The following is a 19,112-nucleotide window of genomic DNA, read 5'->3' on the forward strand; positions in this document are numbered from 1 at the left end:
TTCGGTTACATTGAGATCGAGATTGTTACCCGACTTAAAGTTAGGGAGAGAACATGGCCACCACTGCAGTTGCACCTCAAGTCGCACCTCGCCTGGCCCAGCCCCATCTGACGCTGCAAACTCTGCCCATCGGGGCCGACACCCTTGCCATTCGCTCCCAAGATTGGGATCGGGATCGATTTGACATCGAATTTGCTCTGGAAAATGGCACCACCTACAACTCCTTCTTGATTCGCGGCGAGAAGGTGGCCCTCATCGACACCTCCCACGAGAAGTTTCGCCAGTTGTACCTGGATTGCCTGCAAGGGATCCTAGATCCTGCCCAGATCGACTACCTGGTGGTCAGCCACACCGAGCCAGATCACAGCGGCCTGGTTAGGGATCTGCTGGAGCTGGCGCCCCAGATGACGGTGGTGGCCTCCAAGGTGGCGGTGCAATTTCTGGAAGATCTGGTGCATCGGCCCTTCCAGCGGCTGGTGGTGAAACAGGGAGATCGCTTGGATCTGGGCAAGGGGCATGTCCTGGAATTTATCTCTGCCCCCAACTTGCACTGGCCCGACACCATCCTCACCTACGACCACGGCACCCAGATCCTTTACACCTGCGACGTGTTTGGGATGCACTACTGCGACGATTTCGCCTGGGACGAACATCCCCACCTGTTGCAGGCCGACTTCAAGCTCTACTACGACTGCCTCATGGGGCCCAACGCCCGCTCGGTGTTGTCCGCCCTGAAGCGCATGGAAGCCTTGCCTCCCATCGCTGCCATTGCTACCGGCCACGGCCCCCTACTGCGCCATCACCTGTCCGACTGGGTGGGGCAATATCGCACCTGGAGCCTCGAGCAGGCCAAAGCCGAGCGCCTGGTGGCAGTGTTCTACCTGTCCGGCTATGGCCAGGCGGAAACCTTGGCTCAAGCCATTGCCCGCGGGATCCAAAAAACCGGCATCCAGGTGGAGCTGGCAGATTTGCGGCTGGTGGATGCCCACGAGGTGCGGGAGCTGATGAGCTTGGCCGCCGGTGTGGTGATAGGCATGCCGCCCCAATCAGGGCCTGAGGCCGCCACCACTCAAGTGCTGCTGAAAACCCTTTTGGCCTCTGCCCACAGCAAGCAAGGCTTTGGTCTGTTTGAGTCGGGCGGCGAAGATGATGAGTCGGTGTACCTCTGCCGCAACACCCTGCAGGAGATCGGCGCCAAAGAGGTGTTTGCCCCCATTCTGCTTAAGCAGCCTGCCGGCGAGGCTCTGCTGCAACTGGCCGAAGAAGCAGGTACCGATCTGGGGCAGTGGCTGACGCGGGATCGCAACATTCAGCAGATGAAAGCCTTGGATGCCGACTTGGATCGCGCCCTGGGCCGCATCAGCAATGGCCTCTACATTATCACAGCCCGCAAAGGGCAAGCCACCAGCGCTATGCTCGCCTCCTGGGTAGCCCAAGCCAGCACCGATCCGCCGGGGATCAGCATTGCAGTAGCCAAGGATCGGGCCATCGAATCCTTCCTGCAGGTGGGAGATACCTTCGTGTTAAATGTGCTGCAAGAAGGCCATTACCAACCCTTGATGCGCCACTTCCTGAAGCGATTTCCACCGGGGGCCGACCGCTTTGCCGGGATCAAGACCTACCCTGCTGCCAACGGATCCCCCATCTTGGCCGATGCTTTGGCCTACCTGGAGTGCCGTGTGGTGAGCCGCCTGGAAACCAGCGATCACTGGGTGGTGTACAGCACCCTAGAAGCCGGTCGGGTCTCCAGCCCAGAGGGCCTCACCGCCATCCACCACCGCAAGGTAGGGAATCATTACTAATACTGATAGTGAGCAGTGAGAAGAGAGAAGTGAGAGATAATTTCTCACTCCCAGCCCTTCTCCCTGGGGAAGCTGGGATCCCTGTAGCGAACAGACTCACAAAAACTTCAATAGGACTGCCGATAGACCAACCCACTGGGATGTAGGAAAAAAGGGCTGTCTTCTCCCAGGCGGATCCCGATCTGCTCCAGCTGTTCCCCTTGGCGGGTCGCAGGCCCTAAGGGCAGCCCCTCTGTTCCCTGTTGAATCCTTTGGGATCCCTGCTGGGCTGGCCGATAAGGGACGCTGTTCAAACCTGAGGAAAAGGGATCCGAGGGGGCATACCTCTGTCGCCAGCGCTGGTAGGGGCTGACCGGTTCGGGAAAATGTTGCGTAGCGATAACCTCTGCCTTGTCGAGTGCAGTAGCAGTGTGGATCACTTTCTGGGCTGTCGAGAGAGTAGAGGCAAGTGTTGACGATTCTGACAACTGCAACTGTGAAGAGGGCAGAAGGGCAACCGCCGGACATGGCTCAGCTTGTGCCCAAGCCCCCGGCGCAAAAAACAAGGCCAGAAGGCAGCCGCTCCAGCAAAAGAAGATGGCATGCCGCACGGGAAGATCCCTCCATAAGCTCAACCCAGCCGCTTCTCAGGCCATTTTCTGAAGAGGCAGGACTGAGAGCGCAGCTCCCATCTTGCCCATGCCAATTTGCAGGCCGAGTGACCGGGATCCTCTTGGCTGGGTGATCTGGATCAGCAGACCCACTCTTGACCCAAAAGTGCTGCGAGGCCCCCAGCTCATCCGCACCGCTAGAGCAACTGACTATAGGGGTGTATGGTCATTTCAATTCAAACTTCGATTCAAACTAGGACATTGCACCCACACCTCAAACAGTGAATGATTGAATGCACGAGGCCAGAAGGCTTTTCAAGGACTCCGTCCCGCTGGCGCGATCGGTAGTCCAGGCGTCTCACCCTAAACTGAAACGACCATAAAGCGCGGTGTCCCAAGCGAGATTTCAGCGGCAGGGCAGTCAACTGCTGAAAAAATGTGCTTTGAGTGCCAAAGTTTTGGCTTGTTTCCGCGAACGGTGCCCAAGGGCAAGGAGCATGTCATGAAACCGCGGATTTGCCAGGATGATCTGCACTGCTGACCCGTATATAGGCGTGCCAAGCCAAGTCCAGCAGGCCATCCAACACCGCTGCAGCCACTGCCGGGCCTCCTTTGCGTCCCTCAGTGCGGATGTGGGGCACCATGGAATCGGCTAGCTCCTGCTTGGCTTGCACCACGTTCACAAACCCAGCCGGCGTGGCGATGACCAGAGCAGGGGCCACCTCCTTCTCGGTAATCAGCCGTACCAAGGTGGAGAGGGCGGTCTGGGATTGGCCGATCACAAAGATCGCCTCAGGGTAGCGTTGGGCCAGAGTTTCCAAGCCCCAAGCAGAGCGGGTCTTGTCCCTTTGGGGGCGGGTAATGGCTTCGCTGCTGCAATAGATGGGGTTGGAAAAGGTGTTCTGAACAGCCCAGGCAATGCCCACCTGTACCATCGGCTCATCGACCACAATGGTGGTACGCGCTGCCAAGGCCGCCGCCCCAGCCTGTAAGGCTTCGTTACCAAAACGGATGAGGTTCAAGTACTCAAAGTCGGCAGTAGCATAAATAACCCGACGAACCACCTCATACTCAGCAGGAGAAAGCTCGTGCTTGCCCACCTCCTGGTCGATGATCATCAAACTCTCTGCATCGGTTACGTGCCACTCCATCGATCCCAGACCCCGCCCGCCGTTTATCCTCAGTAATGACAGGATTGTACCTGCAGAGGCTTCAGTTGGTGGGAAAAGCCATTGCTTAGCCCGGAGGCCAGCCCATCCCCCGACCGCCCAGAACGTGAATGTGGAGATGAAAGACGGTTTGCCCGCCGTCTTCTCCTTCGTTGATCACCAATCGGTAGCCTTTATTTAAACCTGCCTCGGCAGCCACCCGCTGAGCGGTCAGCAGGAGATGTCCCAGCAATGCCTCATGTTCGGGCTTGGCCTGGGAAATGCCGGGGATGGGCTCTTTGGGCACCACCAAAATGTGGACAGGGGCTTGGGGGGCAATATCTTTGAAGGCCAGGGCTCTATCGTCTTCGTAAACGATTTGTGCAGGGATCTCCCTGCGAATAATCTTGCCGAAAACTGTGTCGCTCATGGGTGCTCACAAATTAGTTCTGCCCTTAGCCTACCTGCTAACCGCACATTCTCCCACCCAGGTGGCGAGAGTGGCGCTCGGCACCTACTGCTTCAGCAGCCATTCAAATTCCTGCCGCAGTGATTGAATATGCCCCACTCGCGAGACCAACAGCGCATCTCGCCCGGCATCGCGAAAACGAGAGCGCCACAAACTCACCAAATCGGGGTTGCTGCACCAAAAGCGGATAACAGCGTCGACCAACTGATCCAAGTCCCAGCCGCGCCGGGCCGGCACTTCCTCCACGGATCCCAGCAACGCATCGAGGGTGCAGGAGCTGGTACCCAGGTATTCCACCCCACAGGGCCGCTGGGCCAGCTTCTGTTGCTGATGAAAGAACTGCAGAGCAGGGGCGATGCCGATGATCTCGAAGGTGTAAACCATTGGGCTCAGTCCTACAGAGTTTTTTGCGAAAGATTCTAAAAAGGGGGCTAGCAGTCTCAAAACCAAATCAAGGTTGGGATCCCTTCCCAACTATCCTCGATCTGATCCTGGATGTTAGGTATTGATTATACTCAACTTGGGCAAAATGCCAAGGCAAAGGACAGGCAGATCCCTGCGTGGCGAAATACTTTTGCGCCACAGAGGAAGGCTTTGCCTGATGGGCACTCCCTCGTTCAGCTCTGTGTAAATAATCTGTGCAGAAATCTGTGCAGATAAGAGGTAAAGCTGCTAGCAAACACAAGTGAGGACTGCTAGCATCCAATGGGATCTTTTGCTAATTGGCTTTAGCTACACAACTACAGCCCACTAAGGGACCACGGGATACGGTTGTATGGTCATTCTAGGCTAATTGAGACACTCCCCAAGCGTTCCGCGCCGCTGCCGCGACCACCCCCAGCCCCTCTCCCAGAGGGAGTCATCCCTCACCCCCAACCCCTCTCCCAAAGGGAGAGAGGAGTTAGGAAGCAATACAACAGAATCTTTCAGTCCTGTTTAAAATGACTATAAACCTGCTTGTTTTAAACCTCGTTGGGGTCAAGCCTCGTAAACACGATTTTTGTATCCCCCAGTTTGTGAACAGGCTGTATTGTCGCCTGCCTTTTCTGCAGACATTGAAGATTGCGATTTGGGCAAGCAAGAGCACAGGCATCAAAAAACTGGCGTGGCCGCATTCTCCGACCGCGCCACCAGCTCAAGCCCTCTCCTCTACCCAAGTCGGTATTGCGTCTTGGGCCTTTTCTTGAGTGGGGGGGAGTTGAAACTGGATGCGCGGCTGCCCTACCCCATACGTGAGGGTGTAGCTCCACTGCAGGCAGCGCAGCCACAGGCGGGGGTAACGCGCTTCTAGCCAGGGCTGTAGGCGGCGCAGCAGCCTTGGGAGCCAGCCCCTCAGCACAGCAGAAGTCAAGACCAGGCCGGTATAGCTGAGGTAGGTGGGTAGCCACTGGGCAAAGCCTTTGGCCCCTACGGCCTCCCAGATCCACAGCAGCAGCCGTGGGTTTTGCAGGGCAGCTTTGATGGCCATGCGGTTAAAGGCCAGCCAGCCAGCCCGGTCTTTGATGAAATCGTCCACCACCTCCGGCGGCTCGGTGGCGAGAATGCCGAAAAAGCTGTTGAGAGTGGCATTGATGCGCTCGGGGGGCAGCACTTTGCCGGTGGGCACCATCATCCCCCGCGAGAAGAGCCAGGTGACGGCCGAGTTGCCCTGGTAGGCCCGGATCTGGGCTAAGTCCGCCGCCCTGAGCAGGTCGTGGCGCAGCGCCGTATCCAGCAGATCGCACAGGCGGGGGCAATTGCGCACCAGGGATCCAAAGCCGGTAAAGCTAAGGGGCGATTGCATGGCTGCCGCATCCCCAATAAGCAGCACCCGGTCAAACTCCGTCCCGCTGCCGCCAACAGAGTGCTGGGGCTGGCCAAATCGTCCGGGGATATAGCCGAAGGTCGCTTTTTTCCACTGCAAGCGCTCTGGGTCGCAGCGGCGGTATTCCGGCAGAATAGTGAAAAAATCTTCGTACAGTTCCAGCAGGGATCCGGGGTTTTCTGGATGCACCTGGTGGTAGTGGAACAGGTAGAAGGTGAGATCTTCGCCTGGGCCGGGGAACAGCTCCCAAATGAGTTGCCGACCGCGGCTGATGTCCCCGTGGCTGGCCAGAATGTCCCCAAACTGGGGATCCCATACCCCTGGCTCAAACCCCCCCGCAATGGTAGCCCCCACCGTGGGGCAGACGCTATCAAAAGCCCGATGGCGGTAAAGCTGCTGGGCAATGGGAGAGACTGTTCCCATAGCATCCACCACAAGGCGGGATCCCAGCCGAAACTCCTCGCCGGTGGGCAAATCCTTCAAAACCAGCGTGACGCCTTGTTCGCCAACATAGGCCCGCTGAAACTCGGTGCGCTCGTAGATAGCTCCCCCGCAGGAAGTGAGAATTTGGCCACAGAGCTGCAATAGCTTTTCCGCGTCAATGGCCAGATTGAGTACCGTCGGCGTGTGCAAAACGGGAGCGCGAACCGGGCTATTGCCGTCAAAAAACTTGTTGAACCCATCCGTGTATTCCCGCAGGATCAAGCTCTCCATCTGCTCGGCGCTCAAAAGGCCCAAATCCACCAGGGTTTGCAGCTCCCGCCGGGAGATGTTCCACTCGCGGTTCATGCGGCCAAAAGGGAGTCGCTCCACCAAGGCCACGCGGTAGCCCAAGCGAGCCATGGCCGCTCCATAGATGGCTCCCAGCGCTCCTCCCACGATGGCCAGATCCCACTCCACCGGGGCCGGCTCAGGGGCAGGCTGGCGAAACAAGACCGGCTGAGCAGAGCGGTGGGCTGCGTGGCAATGTTGTACTTCTTCCCGCCAGCGCTTTTCCCACCAGTACACCCGCTGCAGGTCAAATTCTCCATTGGGGATCCGGCGAAAATACTTCACCGTTTGCGGGTAGAAAGGCTCAAGCTGATCGAAGATGGATCCCCGGTTCAAATCGATCTGGGGCAACTGCGGGTAGCGGTGGGGAAATTGGCTTTGGATGGCCTGTTCCAGCTCTCTCAGCCAGCGAGCTTGGCGGGGGAAGGGCTGTTCCGACCACTGGAACACCTTGAGATAGGTAGTGTTCAGCCCCGACCACAAGAAAAGGGCCAGCTCAGCGCCGGATCCCTGTAGGCGCAGGCCCGTGGGGGTAAGAACCTTCTGGCTGCCTTGGGGCAGGGGGATACACTCCTGTAGCCAGCGCAGCACTTGAGCACTATCGGGGCAAGGGATCTCGCGGTAGTAAAGGGAAGTAAGCACGGCGCCGAGATAAGAAACCGAGCAAATCTTTACCCATTGTGACATGAGGGGATCCCTCCCTTTGCCGATCCCGGGGATCACCCTCTACCCAGTTGTTCCCCGAGCTGCAGATCGGCAGGGGTATTGCAATTGGTGAGCATCCTCTCAAGAGACTCCGTCCCGCTGTCGGGAACGGTCAGGGGCAGGATGGCTGTTGGCACCTGGGACAACCAGCCCTGAAAGGATCTTCCCCCCGCCTGCAAGAAACTCTCCAGAGAACCTAGCTGCGCCAGGCGATAGAAGCCACACAGGGGCTCCCAGCCCCGCTGACTTTTGGGCAGGGCGGCCACCGTCTGAGGGGGCAGGGCGGCAAGGCGCTGTCGCCAATCCCCAAGAACCTGCTCCTGCAAGCAGGGCAGATCGCAGGCCAGCAGCAGGATCCACTCCGGGGAAGCAGCCAAGGTTTGTAGCCGCCGGATCCCCTCTTGAAAGGCCAGCAGCGGGCCTCGGTGTTGCTCCGCAATGCTGTCCCGACCACGTGGGTCTTGCCCGACCAGGGGGGGAACGTTTTCCCGCCAGAGGTGCCAACCGGGATCCACCACCGGCGCATAGCGCTCCGGCCAGGGGGTGAGGATGTAAACCGCGTCGGCGCAGGCTGCTGCCACCTGAGCCACCCGTCGCAGCAGGGGGATCCCATCCCAAAGCACCAGGGCTTTGTCGGATCCCATGCGGCGGCTGTTGCCCCCGGCCAAGATCAGAGCCACGACCGCAGGCGGGGAATCTTCAGGCATTTTGGACATCCAGTTTTCCACAACGAGCAGCAGGTATTTGTGGAGGAATAGGATAGGGATCCCATCCTCTCCTCACTCTAGCCGCTATGTCTGAGCCCTCTGGTCGTCTGGTTTGGAACCACTCCACCCACATCTCAGGGTTGATCCCTGTTTTGGAACGCCTGACCCGGCAGGCGGGCATTAAAACCGTGACGCCGGGCGCTTTGTCCTGCAGCCGTGGGCGGATCCCCCAGTTGCAGTTGCGGGTTTCGGTGCCGATCCGGGGCGGGTACAAGCTGGTGGCCCGCAAGGAAAGCAGCGTGCAAGAGGTGTTTGTGGTAACAGATCTCAGCCAAACCGAGCTAGAGGCGGCTATTCTCCGCTGTTTGTAGTCAACTGTTTGTAGTCAACCGAGCCTCGTTATTGCTCCGCAACGCTGTCCCGACCCAGAACTTCGTCCTGCTGGGGCAAATGGCACATCAGTTGAGGATGAGTTAGCTATGTCTCGTGCTAGTCTCAAGCCCGCCCGTATCAGCGCTGTTTTACCCGGATCCCTGGCAGCAGAAGTGGGCATCCAACCTGGAGAGGCCCTGGTCAGCATCAACGGCGAACGCCCCCGCGATCTCATCGACTACCGCTTCCTGATCGCTGAGGAGTGTGTAAGCCTGGAGATCTTGAATAGCCAAGGGATCCCGCGCACAGTTGAGCTGGAGAAGGGAATCGACGAGGATCTGGGGCTAGAGTTTGAGACAGCCCTGTTCGATGGCCTGATCCAGTGCGCCAACGCTTGCCCCTTTTGCTTCATCGACCAACAACCTCCGGAAATGCGGGCAACGCTGCACCTCAAGGACGACGACTACCGCCTCAGCTTTCTCTACGGCAGCTACCTCACCCTCACCAACTTGCCTGCTGCCGAATGGGAGCGCATCGCTCGCCTGCGCCTTTCTCCCCTCTACGTGTCAGTGCATGCTACCGACCCGGAGCTGCGCAGCCGCTTGCTCAAAAACCCGCGGGCTGGCCTGATTTTGGAGCAGTTGGCCTGGTTTCGCCAGCATCGCTTGCAACTGCACGCACAGGTGGTGGTCTGCCCAGGCTGGAACGATGGGGATCACCTCACCCGCACACTCCTCGATTTGGCCGCCTTTCGCCGGCCCGTAGACGGGATCCCCACCGTCCTCTCGGCAGCAGTGGTGCCGGTGGGGTTGACGCGCTTTCGCCCCCCTGGTGATGAGCTGGTTCCTGTCGATGCGGCCAAGGCCCGAGAAGTGATCCAGCAGGTGGAAACTTTGCAGGTCGGGTTTCGGCAAACATTGGGATCCACCTTTGCCTGGCTGGCCGATGAGTGGTATCTGCTGGCCGGGCGGGAACTGCCACCGGCAGAGCACTATGAAGATTACCCGCAGCTGGGGAACGGGGTAGGCTCCCTGCGGCTTTTCCTCAGCCAGTTCGAGCAGCTCAAACTGCCGCCTGAGCTCCCTTCTCCCCTCAAGGTTCTGTGGGTGGTGGGCAATGCCGTAGAGCAAGCCTTCCAGCCTGTGGTGGAGCAGATGAACCGCATCCGCGGGCTGCAGTTGGATCTTTTGCCTATTGCCAGCCAATTTTGGGGACAAACCCTGACGGTAACCGGGCTGCTGACGGGCCAAGATGTCTTGAATGCCTTGAAATCGGTTGAAAACTTGGCGGCCTACGATGGGCTGCTGCTACCTCAGATTGCCCTTAAGGATGGGGAGCGCTTTTTGGACGATCTGACCTGGCAAGAGGTGCAGGCCCAGGTGGGGATCCCGGTGGTGCGGGTGGACGGCGGGCCGGCAGGCTTGGTGCAGGCGGTGCAACAGCTAGAACAGGGCTATGCCTACGGCACCCTGTGTTGTTCCGCAACGCTCGGGCGAAGGGAAACTGCACCGCTGACGCGACCAAGAACAGCTTTGAGCCGAGGATCCTGAGGCGATGCAGAGGTTGCGGCGAGGATTGTTTCTGCTGCTGGGGGTGGGGCTGGGGATCCTGGCCATCACGGGCTTGGCGGCTTTCTACGTAGATCTGGCCTGGTTTGCCGAGCTGAATGCCCTGCCGGTGCTGTGGACGCGGGTGATTGCCCGCTGGGGGCTGGGCCTGGGCGCTTTCCTCTTTGCCCTGGCGGTGACGGGATCCAACATCTGCTCCTGCTGGCGGGGGGCAACCTTGGCTGGGGCCTGGGCGATTGCCACAGGTTTGAGTGTTTTCTTTGCTTGGTCTCTTTCCAATCACTGGTTCACGCTGTTGCTCTGGCTCAACCAGGGGCCCGTCGGGGAGTCGGATCCCATTTTCAACCGCGATCTCGGCTTTTTTCTCTTCAGCCTGCCTTTCTGGGAGACGCTGCAGCATTGGTGCTTCAACCTGGTGCTGCTCACCTTGGTTACCGTTGTCCTCATCTACTTGGTGGAGCTGGGGCTTTCCGAGCAACGGCTGACCTTGGCCCTCTCTCTCTATGCCCAGCGGCACCTGCTGATCTTGGGGGGATCCCTGTTTCTCATTCGCGCCTGGGGCCATTGGCTGGAGCGCTACGAGCTGCTCTATTCCACCCGCGGCGTTGTGTTTGGGGCCGGTTTTGCCGATGTGCATGCAACCTTGCCGGCCACGACCTTGATGAGCGGGGTGGCAGGCCTGACGGCGGTGGGATTCTGGGCTTTGGCCCGCCAGGGGATCCGCCTCAACCTTCCTTTCCTCAAGTCCTGGTGCCCTTCCTGGGCCAGCTCTCTCCTGGCGCCGGCCATCCTCTGGGGAGCCTACCTGGGGTTTGGGCTGCTGACCACCCAACTTTACCCCCAACTGGTGCAAACTTTCTTGGTGGCCCCCAACGAGCTGGAGCTGGAACGCCCTTACATCGAGCACAACATCCGCTTTACCCGCGCCGGTTTTGGCCTTAGCCAGGTGGAAGTGCACCCTTTCCCAGAAGAGGGATCCCTGACCTGGGAGATCCTGCAGCAGAATCAACCCATCCTGAGCAACGTGCGCCTCTGGGATGCGGATCCCCTATTGGCCACCTACCGCCAACTGCAAGAAATCCGCCCCTACTACCAATTTCCCTATGTGAATGTGGATCGCTACCGCATTGGGGGAGAATTGCGCCAAGTTATGCATGCCGCCCGCGAGCTGGACTTTGCCCAGGTGCCCCCCGCCGCCCAAACCTGGGTTAACCGGCGGTTTTTCTACACCCACGGCTATGGCCTCACCCTCAGCCCGGTGAATGTGGTGACCCCTGAAGGCCTGCCGGATTTTTTCCTATCGGATATTCCGCCGCGGGTTTCTCCTCGCTACCCTGAGGTGGCCTCCGTCTTGCGGGTGGAGCAGCCGGCCCTCTACTATGGCGAGCTGACCACCACCGATGTTTTCGTGGGCGCTGAGGCGCGGGAGTTGGACTACCCTGCAGCAGAGCGCTATGTGTACAGCAGCTACCGGGGCAGCGGTGGCGTGCCCATTCCCCACCTCTGGCAGCGGTTTCTCTACGCCTGGCATTTTGGCGATCTGCGCATCCTTCTCAGCCGCGAGCTATCTTCTACCACCCGCTTTCTCTATCGCCGCCAAATCCGCGAGCGCATCCGTCGGGTGATGCCCTTTTTGCTCTACGACCGGGATCCCTACCTGGTCATTCAAGGCGGCAAGCTCTACTGGTTTTTCGATGCCTATACCACCAGCAGCCGCTACCCCTACTCGGAGCACCTGCCCGGCTTTCCCTTCAACTACATCCGCAACTCGGTCAAGGCGGTGATGGACGCCTACAACGGCAGCATCGATTGGTACATTGCCGACCCTCGGGATCCCCTCATCCAAGCCTACGCCCGCATCTACCCCACCCTCTTCAAGCCTCTGGAGGCAATGCCGGAGCCGCTGCGGCAACACATCCGCTATCCCCAAGACCTCTTCCGCCTGCAAGCGCAGCAGTTTGCCACCTACCACATGACGGATCCCCGCCTCTTCTACAACCGCGAGGATCAATGGCAGATCCCCGGCCAGTTCCGCAATCGACGGCGCATTCCCATGCAGCCGCAGTATCTCATTCTCACCTTGCCGAGGGATCCCCAAGGGGTTGCAAACCACACTCCTGAGTTCGTCCTCCTCTCCCCCTATGCCCCTGTTAACAAGCAGAACATGGTGGCTTGGATAGCGGCCCGCTGCGACGGGGAAAACTACGGCAAGCTCCTGGTGTACGAGTTTTCCAAGCAACGGCTCATCTATGGCCCGGAACAGGTGGAAGCACGGGTCAATCAGGATCCCTTAATCTCCGAGCAAATTTCCCTCTGGAACCAGCATGGGTCGCGGGTGAACCTGGGCACGCTGCTGGTCATTCCTATCGAGACTTCTTTGCTCTATGTTCAGCCCCTTTACATCGAAGCAGAACAGGGCCGCTTGCCTCAGCTCACCCGGGTGATCGCCGCCTACGAAGACCGGGTGGTGATGGAACCGACTCTCGGCCAGGCCTTAGAAGCCCTCTTTCTGCCGAGGGGCAGCCGATAGAGAAGGGGATCCCTTCTCATTTTTGTATTGGGTGGTTGACGAAACTTAACGGATGTTTTAAGGTTAGGGTGTCAATCTTCGCACTTCCTCAGGGAAGTTTGTTCTCATGACTACTGTTATCCAACGTCGCTCAACCAGCAACGTGTGGGAGCAGTTCTGCGAGTGGGTCACCTCCACCGATAACCGCCTTTACATTGGCTGGTTTGGGGTGCTGATGATTCCCACCCTGCTGACTGCCACCACCTGCTTTATCATCGCCTTCATTGGGGCTCCGCCGGTGGACATCGACGGGATTCGCGAGCCTGTTTCTGGTTCTTTGCTGTACGGGAACAACATCATTTCTGGGGCTGTGGTGCCCTCTTCAGCAGCCATTGGCCTGCACTTTTACCCGATTTGGGAAGCCGCCTCACTGGATGAGTGGCTGTACAACGGCGGCCCCTACCAACTGATTGTGCTGCACTTTTTGATTGGGGTGTTCTGCTACATGGGCCGGGAGTGGGAGCTGAGCTACCGGCTGGGGATGCGTCCCTGGATTGCGGTGGCCTACTCGGCGCCGGTGGCAGCGGCCACAGCAGTGTTTTTGATTTACCCGATTGGGCAGGGGTCGTTTTCGGACGGGATGCCCTTGGGGATTTCGGGCACCTTCAACTTCATGCTGGTGTTTCAAGCGGAGCACAACATCCTGATGCACCCGTTCCACCAGTTGGGGGTGGCCGGCGTGTTTGGTGGGGCGTTGTTTAGCGCCATGCACGGGTCGCTGGTGACCTCCACCCTGATTCGGGAGACCTCGGAAGAGGAGTCCCAGAACCTGGGGTACAAGTTTGGGCAAGAGGAAGAGACCTACAACATTGTGGCGGCGCACGGGTATTTTGGCCGGTTGATTTTCCAGTATGCGTCGTTCAACAACAGCCGGAGCCTGCACTTTTTCCTGGCGGCGTGGCCGGTGGTGGGGATCTGGTTTACGGCGCTGGGGATCAGCATTATGGCGTTCAACCTGAACGGGTTCAACTTCAACCAATCGATTGTGGACAGTAACGGTCGAGTGGTGGGGACCTGGGCAGACGTGTTGAACCGTGCCAACCTGGGGATGGAAGTGATGCACGAGCGGAATGCGCACAATTTCCCGCTGGACTTGGCGGCGGTGGAAGTGGCGCCTGCGGTGCGTGGCTGATGGTCTGACCTGACGGCTTGACAAAAGCAGACGATCCCCTGGCGAATGCTGGGGGATTTTCTTGTTGTTTCCCTGGCGGCAACAGTGAAGTTGCATCCATAGCCGTTTCAGTTTAGGGCGAGATGCCTGGGCTGCCAAGAAAGGCCCCACGATCAGGTGCATTCAAGGCCTTAGGTGTGGGTAGAGCAGGCAGGGTACACCGGCCAGGTAGTGGGGTTGGATGTGGGTCTGGCCAGCTTCTACACCGACAGCAATGGGCAAGTGGTGTCACATCCCCTCGCGACAGCGGGACGGAGTCCTTGGTTTCCGCTCAAACTAGGACACTGCACCCGCACCCAAAACGTTGAATTCATAGAGCCAGAAGGCTTCTCTCAATGGCCTGGGCGTCTCACCCTAACCTGAAGCGACTATAACTCAATTATCCAGACTCCATTATCTAGGCAGACATACCCCAGTTGCTTGAGGATTTGCAACTACTAAAATGTAGTTGCCCCAATCCTGATCCCCGCCAGAATTGACCGCGTTCCCCTATCCTACACATAACGGCTAATGTCTTCTCCTCGCTCCGCCAAAAACGACAAGGCCCGGAAGCGCAGCCCTGCCACCTGGTCGTAGAGGGGGTTGAGCTTACACATGGGCGGAATGTGCATCACCTTATGGCCAAACAGCACCACATCTCGCTCAAAGGGGCAGCGGGCCGGGATCCACCGGCAAAGGAAGTGGGCCAAGCGGGGATCGCGGATGCTGAAGTTATCGATAGCCGATTGGATGGGTCGCAATGGAGCCTGCAACCAGTCGCGCAGGTGAGTTGTAGGTTTGAAGTGCACGGAAGTCATGGAACCGGTCAGCTCCTGAGGAGCTCTGCGAGCACGTTGCCAAGAAATCGTTGTGGAACCCATAAGCTTTCACCTCACACCTTTACCTTTGAAGAAGGAGCAACCTTTGATCGATTACGGCGCATGAAATCGTCAATAATCGACAATTCTTATGCTTTGTGTCGAGTTTGTATTCAGGGAAACATTAGCCATCTCTCTTCCCTCTGTTAGTCTGCCTTCTCCAACGGAAAGCTTGCTTCTGTAAACAAGAATCTCTGCTCAACGTTGTAGAGCTACATGTTTTGTCTCCAAAAGTTAACATGTAACGAAAAATACAAAAACTCCTCTGCTCTTGTCCACCAGCCGATTCCCTGTCAGGATCCCTGAAGTTCCTCAGCTTGGGCTCTGGAGCCAGATGGGTATCCATCGCTCCTATTTCTAGGATGGAACAAGCCCTTTGGGCGGAGTAGGGGGATCCCCGTAATCACACTTGCCTTGGCAGGGTTGTTTTTCTTTTGATCGAGTTTGGCTTGGGAGCGTCTCGGTTGGGAGTTACGGAGGATAACAGCCAAGGGATGCCGGCTGCTGAGCGTTCTACAATGCCAGGAGAGATTCCCAGCGGGTGCACATCCGGCGGTGGGTTGGGATCCTTGATTTTGTCTCTGGCTTTCTTGAGAGGCTGCCCATGAAATTGGCCTATTGGATGTACGCTGGCCCTGCCCATATCGGCACGCTGCGGGTGGCCAGCTCCTTCAAAAACGTTCACAGCATCATGCACGCTCCTCTGGGAGACGACTATTTCAACGTGATGCGTTCCATGTTGGAGCGAGAGCGGGATTTTACTCCGGTAACCACCAGCGTCGTTGACCGGCAGGTGTTGGCGCGGGGATCCGACGAAAAGGTGATTCGCAACATCGTCCGCAAAGACGGCGAGGAGCAGCCGGATCTGATCGTCGTCACCCCCACCTGCACCTCTAGCATTTTGCAGGAAGATCTGCATCACTTTGTCCGGCAGGCCCAGTTGGCCAGTCGCTGCGATGTGGTGCTGGCAGATGTCAACCACTACCGGGTTAACGAATTGCAGGCAGCGGATCGCACCCTGCAGCAGATTGTGGAGTTCTATATCACCAAAGCTCGCAAAAGCGGGGAGTTAGACGGCCTGCCCCAAAAGACGGAGCGGCCTTCCTGTAACATCCTTGGCATTTCCACCCTAGGGTTTCACAATGCCCATGATCTGCGGGAGCTGAAGGTGCTGCTGCGGGATCTGGGGATCCAGCTCAACCTGGTGATCCCGCAAGGGGCCAGTGTCCACGATCTCAAACACCTGGGGCGGGCTTGGTTTAATGTGGTGCCCTACCGGGAGCTGGGGCCGATGACAGCTCGCTATCTGCAGCAGGAATTCGGCATGCCTTACATTGAGATCACCCCGATGGGGGTGGTGGAAACGGCTCGCTTCATCCGCCAGATCCAGAAGATCCTGAATGAGCAAGGGATCCCTGTCGATTATGAAGCCTACATCCAGGAGCAAACGCTGCACATTTCCCAAGCGGCCTGGTTTTCCCGCTCCATCGACTGCCAAAACCTAACCGGCAAAAAAGCGGTGGTCTTCGGGGATTCCACCCACGCGGCGGCCATCACCAAAATCCTGGCCCGCGAGATGGGGATCCACGTGGTGTGGGCGGGCAGCTATTGCACCTACGATGGAGAGTGGTTCCAGGCAGAGGTGGGGGAATATTGCGATCAGGTCTTGATGACAGAGGACCACACCCGCGTGGCGGACGCCATTGCCCAGGCGGAACCTGCCGCGATTTTCGGCACCCAGATGGAGCGGCATGTGGGCAAACGGCTGCGGATCCCTTGTGGGGTCATCTCTGCTCCCATCCACGTGCAGGATTTTCCCATCGGCTACAAGCCCTTTTTGGGCTATGAGGGCGCCAACCAAATTGTTGATTTGATCTACAACTCCTTTACCTTGGGCATGGAGGATCATCTGCTGGAAATCTTCGGTGGCCACGACACCAAAGAGGCAATCCACAAGAGCCTGAGCGCCGATTCCGACCTCGTCTGGACGCGGGAAGCCCAAGCCGAACTGAACAAGGTGCCCGGCTTTGTGCGCGGCAAGGTTAAACGCAACACCGAAAAATTTGCCCGCGAACGGGGCTTGACCGAGATCGGTGTGGAGGTTATGTACGCTGCCAAAGAAGCTTTTGGAGCTTGAAGGGATCCCGTCGGCAGCCTTTATCCTGGGTGCGATCCCTATCTAAGCTGGCGTATGCGTCTCCTGGTTACCGGCGGGGCGGGCTACATCGGCAGCCACACTTGCAAAGCTCTGGCGGCCTCTGGCCATCTCCCCATTGCTTACGACAACTTGGTTTACGGGCACCCCTGGGCAGTTCGCTGGGGGCCGTTGGAGATTGGGGATCTTGCCGACCGGAAGCGGCTTGATCAAGTCATCCAACACTATCGCCCGGAAGGGGTGATCCACTTTGCCGCCTATGCCTATGTGGGCGAGTCGGTGAAGGATCCCGGCAAATACTACCGCAACAACGTGGCCGGATCCCTGAACTTGCTGGAGGCCATGCGAGATCACGGGATCCCTTACCTGGTGTTCTCCAGCACCTGTGCCACTTACGGGGTGCCAGAGCGGATCCCTATTCCCGAAAGTCATCCGCAACGTCCCATCAACCCCTACGGCCAGAGCAAGCTGATGGTGGAGCAGATCTTGCGAGATTTCCAGGTTGCCCACGGGATCCGATCCATTAGCCTGCGCTACTTCAATGCCGCCGGAGCCGATCCCGATGGCGAAATTGGGGAGGCCCACGACCCGGAAACCCACTTGATCCCCTTGGTGTTGGAGGTCGCCGGAGGCCAACGTCCCCACATCACGGTCTTTGGAGAGGACTACGATACCCCCGATGGCACCTGTATCCGAGACTACATCCATGTCACCGACCTGGCGCAAGCCCACGTGTTGGCAATAGAAGCGCTGGCCTCTGGCCGGCCCATACAACCAGCCTACAACCTGGGCAATGGCCAAGGCTTTTCCGTCAAAGAGGTCATTGCCACCGCAGCAGCCGTGACCGGAAGACAGATCCCCATGCAAATGGGGGCGCGCCGCCCTGGGGATCCCCCGCGCTTGGTGGGCGATGCCGGCGCCATCTTTCGGGATCTCAACTGGAAACCTCTCTACACCGACCTGGCCGAGATCATTCAAACTGCCTGGCGCTGGCACCAGAAGCGACCCTACTTTGGGAAAGCCAAGCCCTCGGTGAGCTAGGAACGCCTAGCCCGGCGGGCGATAGGATAGGGAGAAACCGCCCGGCTAACAACTTCCCCGCCCCGCATGGACGACAAGATCACACCCGATACCCTCGCGGTTGTCATGACCACGGTGGGATCCGAAACCGAGGCCCATCGCTTGGCTCATACCTTGGTGGCCGAACGTTATGTGGCCTGTGCCCAGGTCTTGCCCGGGATCACGTCCTACTATCGCTGGCAGGGATCCCTGCAGGCCGATGCCGAGTTCCTCATCCTGCTCAAATTGCCCGCAACTGCCTACCCCCGCCTGGAACAACGGCTGCGAGAGCTGCACCCCTACGCTGAGCCCGAGATCCTGGCTCTGGCAGCCACTCAAGTGAGCACAACCTATTTGGCTTGGGCCCGAGACCAGGTAGGGTGAGGAATAGCACGAGGTTGGCCATGATCGCCCTCTACCCCGGCAGCTTTGACCCCATTACCCTTGGACATCTCGATGTTATCGAGCGAGCCAGCCGTCTTTTTTCCAAGGTAATCGTCGCCGTCTTGAAAAACCCCAACAAAACCCCTCTGTTCAGCCCAGAGCAGCGGCAAGCCCAGATTAGCCTGTCCACGGCCCATCTCAAAAATGTTGAGGTTGATACGTTTTCAGGTCTGACGGTGGCCTACGCCCGTCAACGGGGGGCAAAGGTGATCGTGCGCGGCTTGCGAGTCTTGTCGGACTTCGATGTGGAGCTGCAAATGGCCCACACCAACAAGCTTTTGGCTCCCGAACTGGAAACCCTCTTTCTGGCCACCGCCAGCGAGCACAGTTTTGTCAGCAGCAGCCTGGTGAAGGAAGTCGCCAAGCTGGGCGGCCCCATCGATCACCTGGTGCCCGCTCCGGTGATTCGAGATTTGCGGGAGCGCTTTCCCCCGGCCTGAGGGCTCAGGGATCCCATCTCTTTCCGCAATCAGAACTCAAAGGGCTGCATCCCTGCTGTTACCGGATCAAACCCCACCGGGAAACAGGTGTTGTGATTGTAGAGGGAGCCACTCAAATTGGCTCCTTCCAAGCAGGCTCCCTCAAGGTCGGCATAGCGCAGGTCGGCACAGCGCAGGTCGGCCTTTGCCAGATTGCTGCCCCGCAGGTTGGCGTAGCGCAGGTTGGCCCCATGCAAATCGGATCCCTCGAGATTGGCCCCTCGCAGATCGACCCCCCTCAAAAAGGCATACTCCAAGCAGGACTGGGGAAAATGGCGCTCTCCCCGCTGGTAGCGGCTGAGCAACTCTGAGGCCCCTTGTAGAGCACACTGGGCAATGGTTTGAGTCATGGTACTGCTCCCAAATCAGACTGGATGCCTTATTTCTATCCTCATCCCTATCATCGGGTTGGCCGGGTTTTGATCATCCCTGCTTAACAAAT

17 protein-coding genes are annotated in these 19,112 nt (G+C 58.4%); 9 read left to right on the plus strand and 8 right to left on the minus strand.

Annotation, left to right across the window (positions count from 1 at the left end):
* Positions 1 to 53 precede the first annotated feature (53 nt).
* Positions 54 to 1,802: a diflavin flavoprotein gene (locus tag NW816_RS05660; RefSeq protein WP_414408525.1), complete on the plus strand. Its 1,749-nt coding sequence runs from the start codon at positions 54 to 56 to the stop codon at positions 1,800 to 1,802.
* Positions 1,803 to 1,909: 107 nt separating this feature from the next.
* Here the strand turns inward: NW816_RS05660 and NW816_RS05665 are convergent, their stop codons facing one another.
* The 6 genes from NW816_RS05665 to NW816_RS05690 all read right to left on the minus strand — a co-directional run bounded on the left by NW816_RS05665 (position 1,910) and on the right by NW816_RS05690 (position 8,005).
* Entirely contained in the window at positions 1,910 to 2,392 is a 483-nt protein-coding gene (locus NW816_RS05665) for a hypothetical protein (protein ID WP_414408526.1), read from the minus strand.
* Positions 2,393 to 2,892: 500 nt separating this feature from the next.
* The gene (locus NW816_RS05670; RefSeq protein WP_414408527.1) at positions 2,893 to 3,543 is read right to left on the minus strand and encodes a precorrin-8X methylmutase; all 651 of its coding nucleotides are present in this window, start codon (positions 3,541 to 3,543) and stop codon (positions 2,893 to 2,895) included.
* A gap of 85 nt (positions 3,544 to 3,628) precedes the next feature.
* Positions 3,629 to 3,970: a histidine triad nucleotide-binding protein gene (locus tag NW816_RS05675; protein WP_011432043.1), complete on the minus strand. Its 342-nt coding sequence runs from the start codon at positions 3,968 to 3,970 to the stop codon at positions 3,629 to 3,631.
* Between the two features lie 84 nt (positions 3,971 to 4,054).
* Complete coding sequence (locus tag NW816_RS05680; RefSeq protein ID WP_414329426.1) at positions 4,055 to 4,393, minus strand: hypothetical protein; 339 nt, start codon at positions 4,391 to 4,393, stop codon at positions 4,055 to 4,057.
* A 751-nt stretch (positions 4,394 to 5,144) separates the two neighbouring features.
* Entirely contained in the window at positions 5,145 to 7,271 is a 2,127-nt protein-coding gene (locus tag NW816_RS05685) for an NAD(P)/FAD-dependent oxidoreductase (protein WP_414408528.1), read from the minus strand.
* 32 nt (positions 7,272 to 7,303) lie between these two features.
* The gene (locus NW816_RS05690) at positions 7,304 to 8,005 is read right to left on the minus strand and encodes a molybdenum cofactor guanylyltransferase (RefSeq protein WP_414408529.1); all 702 of its coding nucleotides are present in this window, start codon (positions 8,003 to 8,005) and stop codon (positions 7,304 to 7,306) included.
* A gap of 77 nt (positions 8,006 to 8,082) precedes the next feature.
* On the opposite strand from NW816_RS05690, the gene NW816_RS05695 reads away from it, so the two are divergent.
* From NW816_RS05695 to psbA, 4 genes are all read left to right on the plus strand, one after another.
* A complete protein-coding gene (locus tag NW816_RS05695) occupies positions 8,083 to 8,367 on the plus strand; it encodes a DUF2103 domain-containing protein (RefSeq protein ID WP_414408530.1) in 285 nt (94 codons plus the stop codon).
* Between the two features lie 108 nt (positions 8,368 to 8,475).
* The gene (locus NW816_RS05700) at positions 8,476 to 9,918 is read left to right on the plus strand and encodes a TIGR03279 family radical SAM protein (protein WP_414408531.1); all 1,443 of its coding nucleotides are present in this window, start codon (positions 8,476 to 8,478) and stop codon (positions 9,916 to 9,918) included.
* Positions 9,919 to 9,922: 4 nt separating this feature from the next.
* On the plus strand, positions 9,923 to 12,466 hold the full coding sequence (locus NW816_RS05705) for a UPF0182 family protein (protein WP_414408532.1): 2,544 nt from the start codon (positions 9,923 to 9,925) through the stop codon (positions 12,464 to 12,466).
* Between the two features lie 106 nt (positions 12,467 to 12,572).
* Positions 12,573 to 13,637: a photosystem II q(b) protein gene (gene psbA / locus NW816_RS05710; RefSeq protein WP_414351839.1), complete on the plus strand. Its 1,065-nt coding sequence runs from the start codon at positions 12,573 to 12,575 to the stop codon at positions 13,635 to 13,637.
* A 533-nt stretch (positions 13,638 to 14,170) separates the two neighbouring features.
* On the opposite strand, the gene NW816_RS05715 is transcribed toward psbA, so the two are convergent.
* Positions 14,171 to 14,473, minus strand: a complete 303-nt coding sequence (locus NW816_RS05715; RefSeq protein ID WP_414408533.1) for a Mo-dependent nitrogenase C-terminal domain-containing protein — start codon at positions 14,471 to 14,473, stop codon at positions 14,171 to 14,173.
* A 664-nt stretch (positions 14,474 to 15,137) separates the two neighbouring features.
* Between NW816_RS05715 and bchB the strand changes: the two genes are divergently transcribed.
* The 4 genes from bchB (at position 15,138) to coaD (ending at position 18,631) form a co-directional block, all read left to right on the plus strand.
* Complete coding sequence (gene bchB / locus NW816_RS05720) at positions 15,138 to 16,670, plus strand: ferredoxin:protochlorophyllide reductase (ATP-dependent) subunit B (RefSeq protein ID WP_414408534.1); 1,533 nt, start codon at positions 15,138 to 15,140, stop codon at positions 16,668 to 16,670.
* Between the two features lie 54 nt (positions 16,671 to 16,724).
* A complete protein-coding gene (gene galE / locus NW816_RS05725) occupies positions 16,725 to 17,729 on the plus strand; it encodes a UDP-glucose 4-epimerase GalE (RefSeq protein ID WP_414408535.1) in 1,005 nt (334 codons plus the stop codon).
* A 66-nt stretch (positions 17,730 to 17,795) separates the two neighbouring features.
* Complete coding sequence (gene cutA, locus NW816_RS05730) at positions 17,796 to 18,131, plus strand: divalent-cation tolerance protein CutA (protein ID WP_414384006.1); 336 nt, start codon at positions 17,796 to 17,798, stop codon at positions 18,129 to 18,131.
* A gap of 20 nt (positions 18,132 to 18,151) precedes the next feature.
* Positions 18,152 to 18,631, plus strand: a complete 480-nt coding sequence (coaD, locus tag NW816_RS05735) for a pantetheine-phosphate adenylyltransferase (protein ID WP_414355759.1) — start codon at positions 18,152 to 18,154, stop codon at positions 18,629 to 18,631.
* Between the two features lie 29 nt (positions 18,632 to 18,660).
* Here the strand turns inward: coaD and NW816_RS05740 are convergent, their stop codons facing one another.
* Positions 18,661 to 19,020 (minus strand): pentapeptide repeat-containing protein, encoded by a 360-nt coding sequence (locus NW816_RS05740; RefSeq protein WP_414408536.1) that lies wholly within the window; start codon positions 19,018 to 19,020, stop codon positions 18,661 to 18,663.
* Positions 19,021 to 19,112 lie beyond the last annotated feature (92 nt).

Source organism: Synechococcus sp. W55.1, from assembly GCF_047461655.1.
Classification (GTDB): Bacteria; Cyanobacteriota; Cyanobacteriia; order Thermostichales; family Thermostichaceae; genus Thermostichus.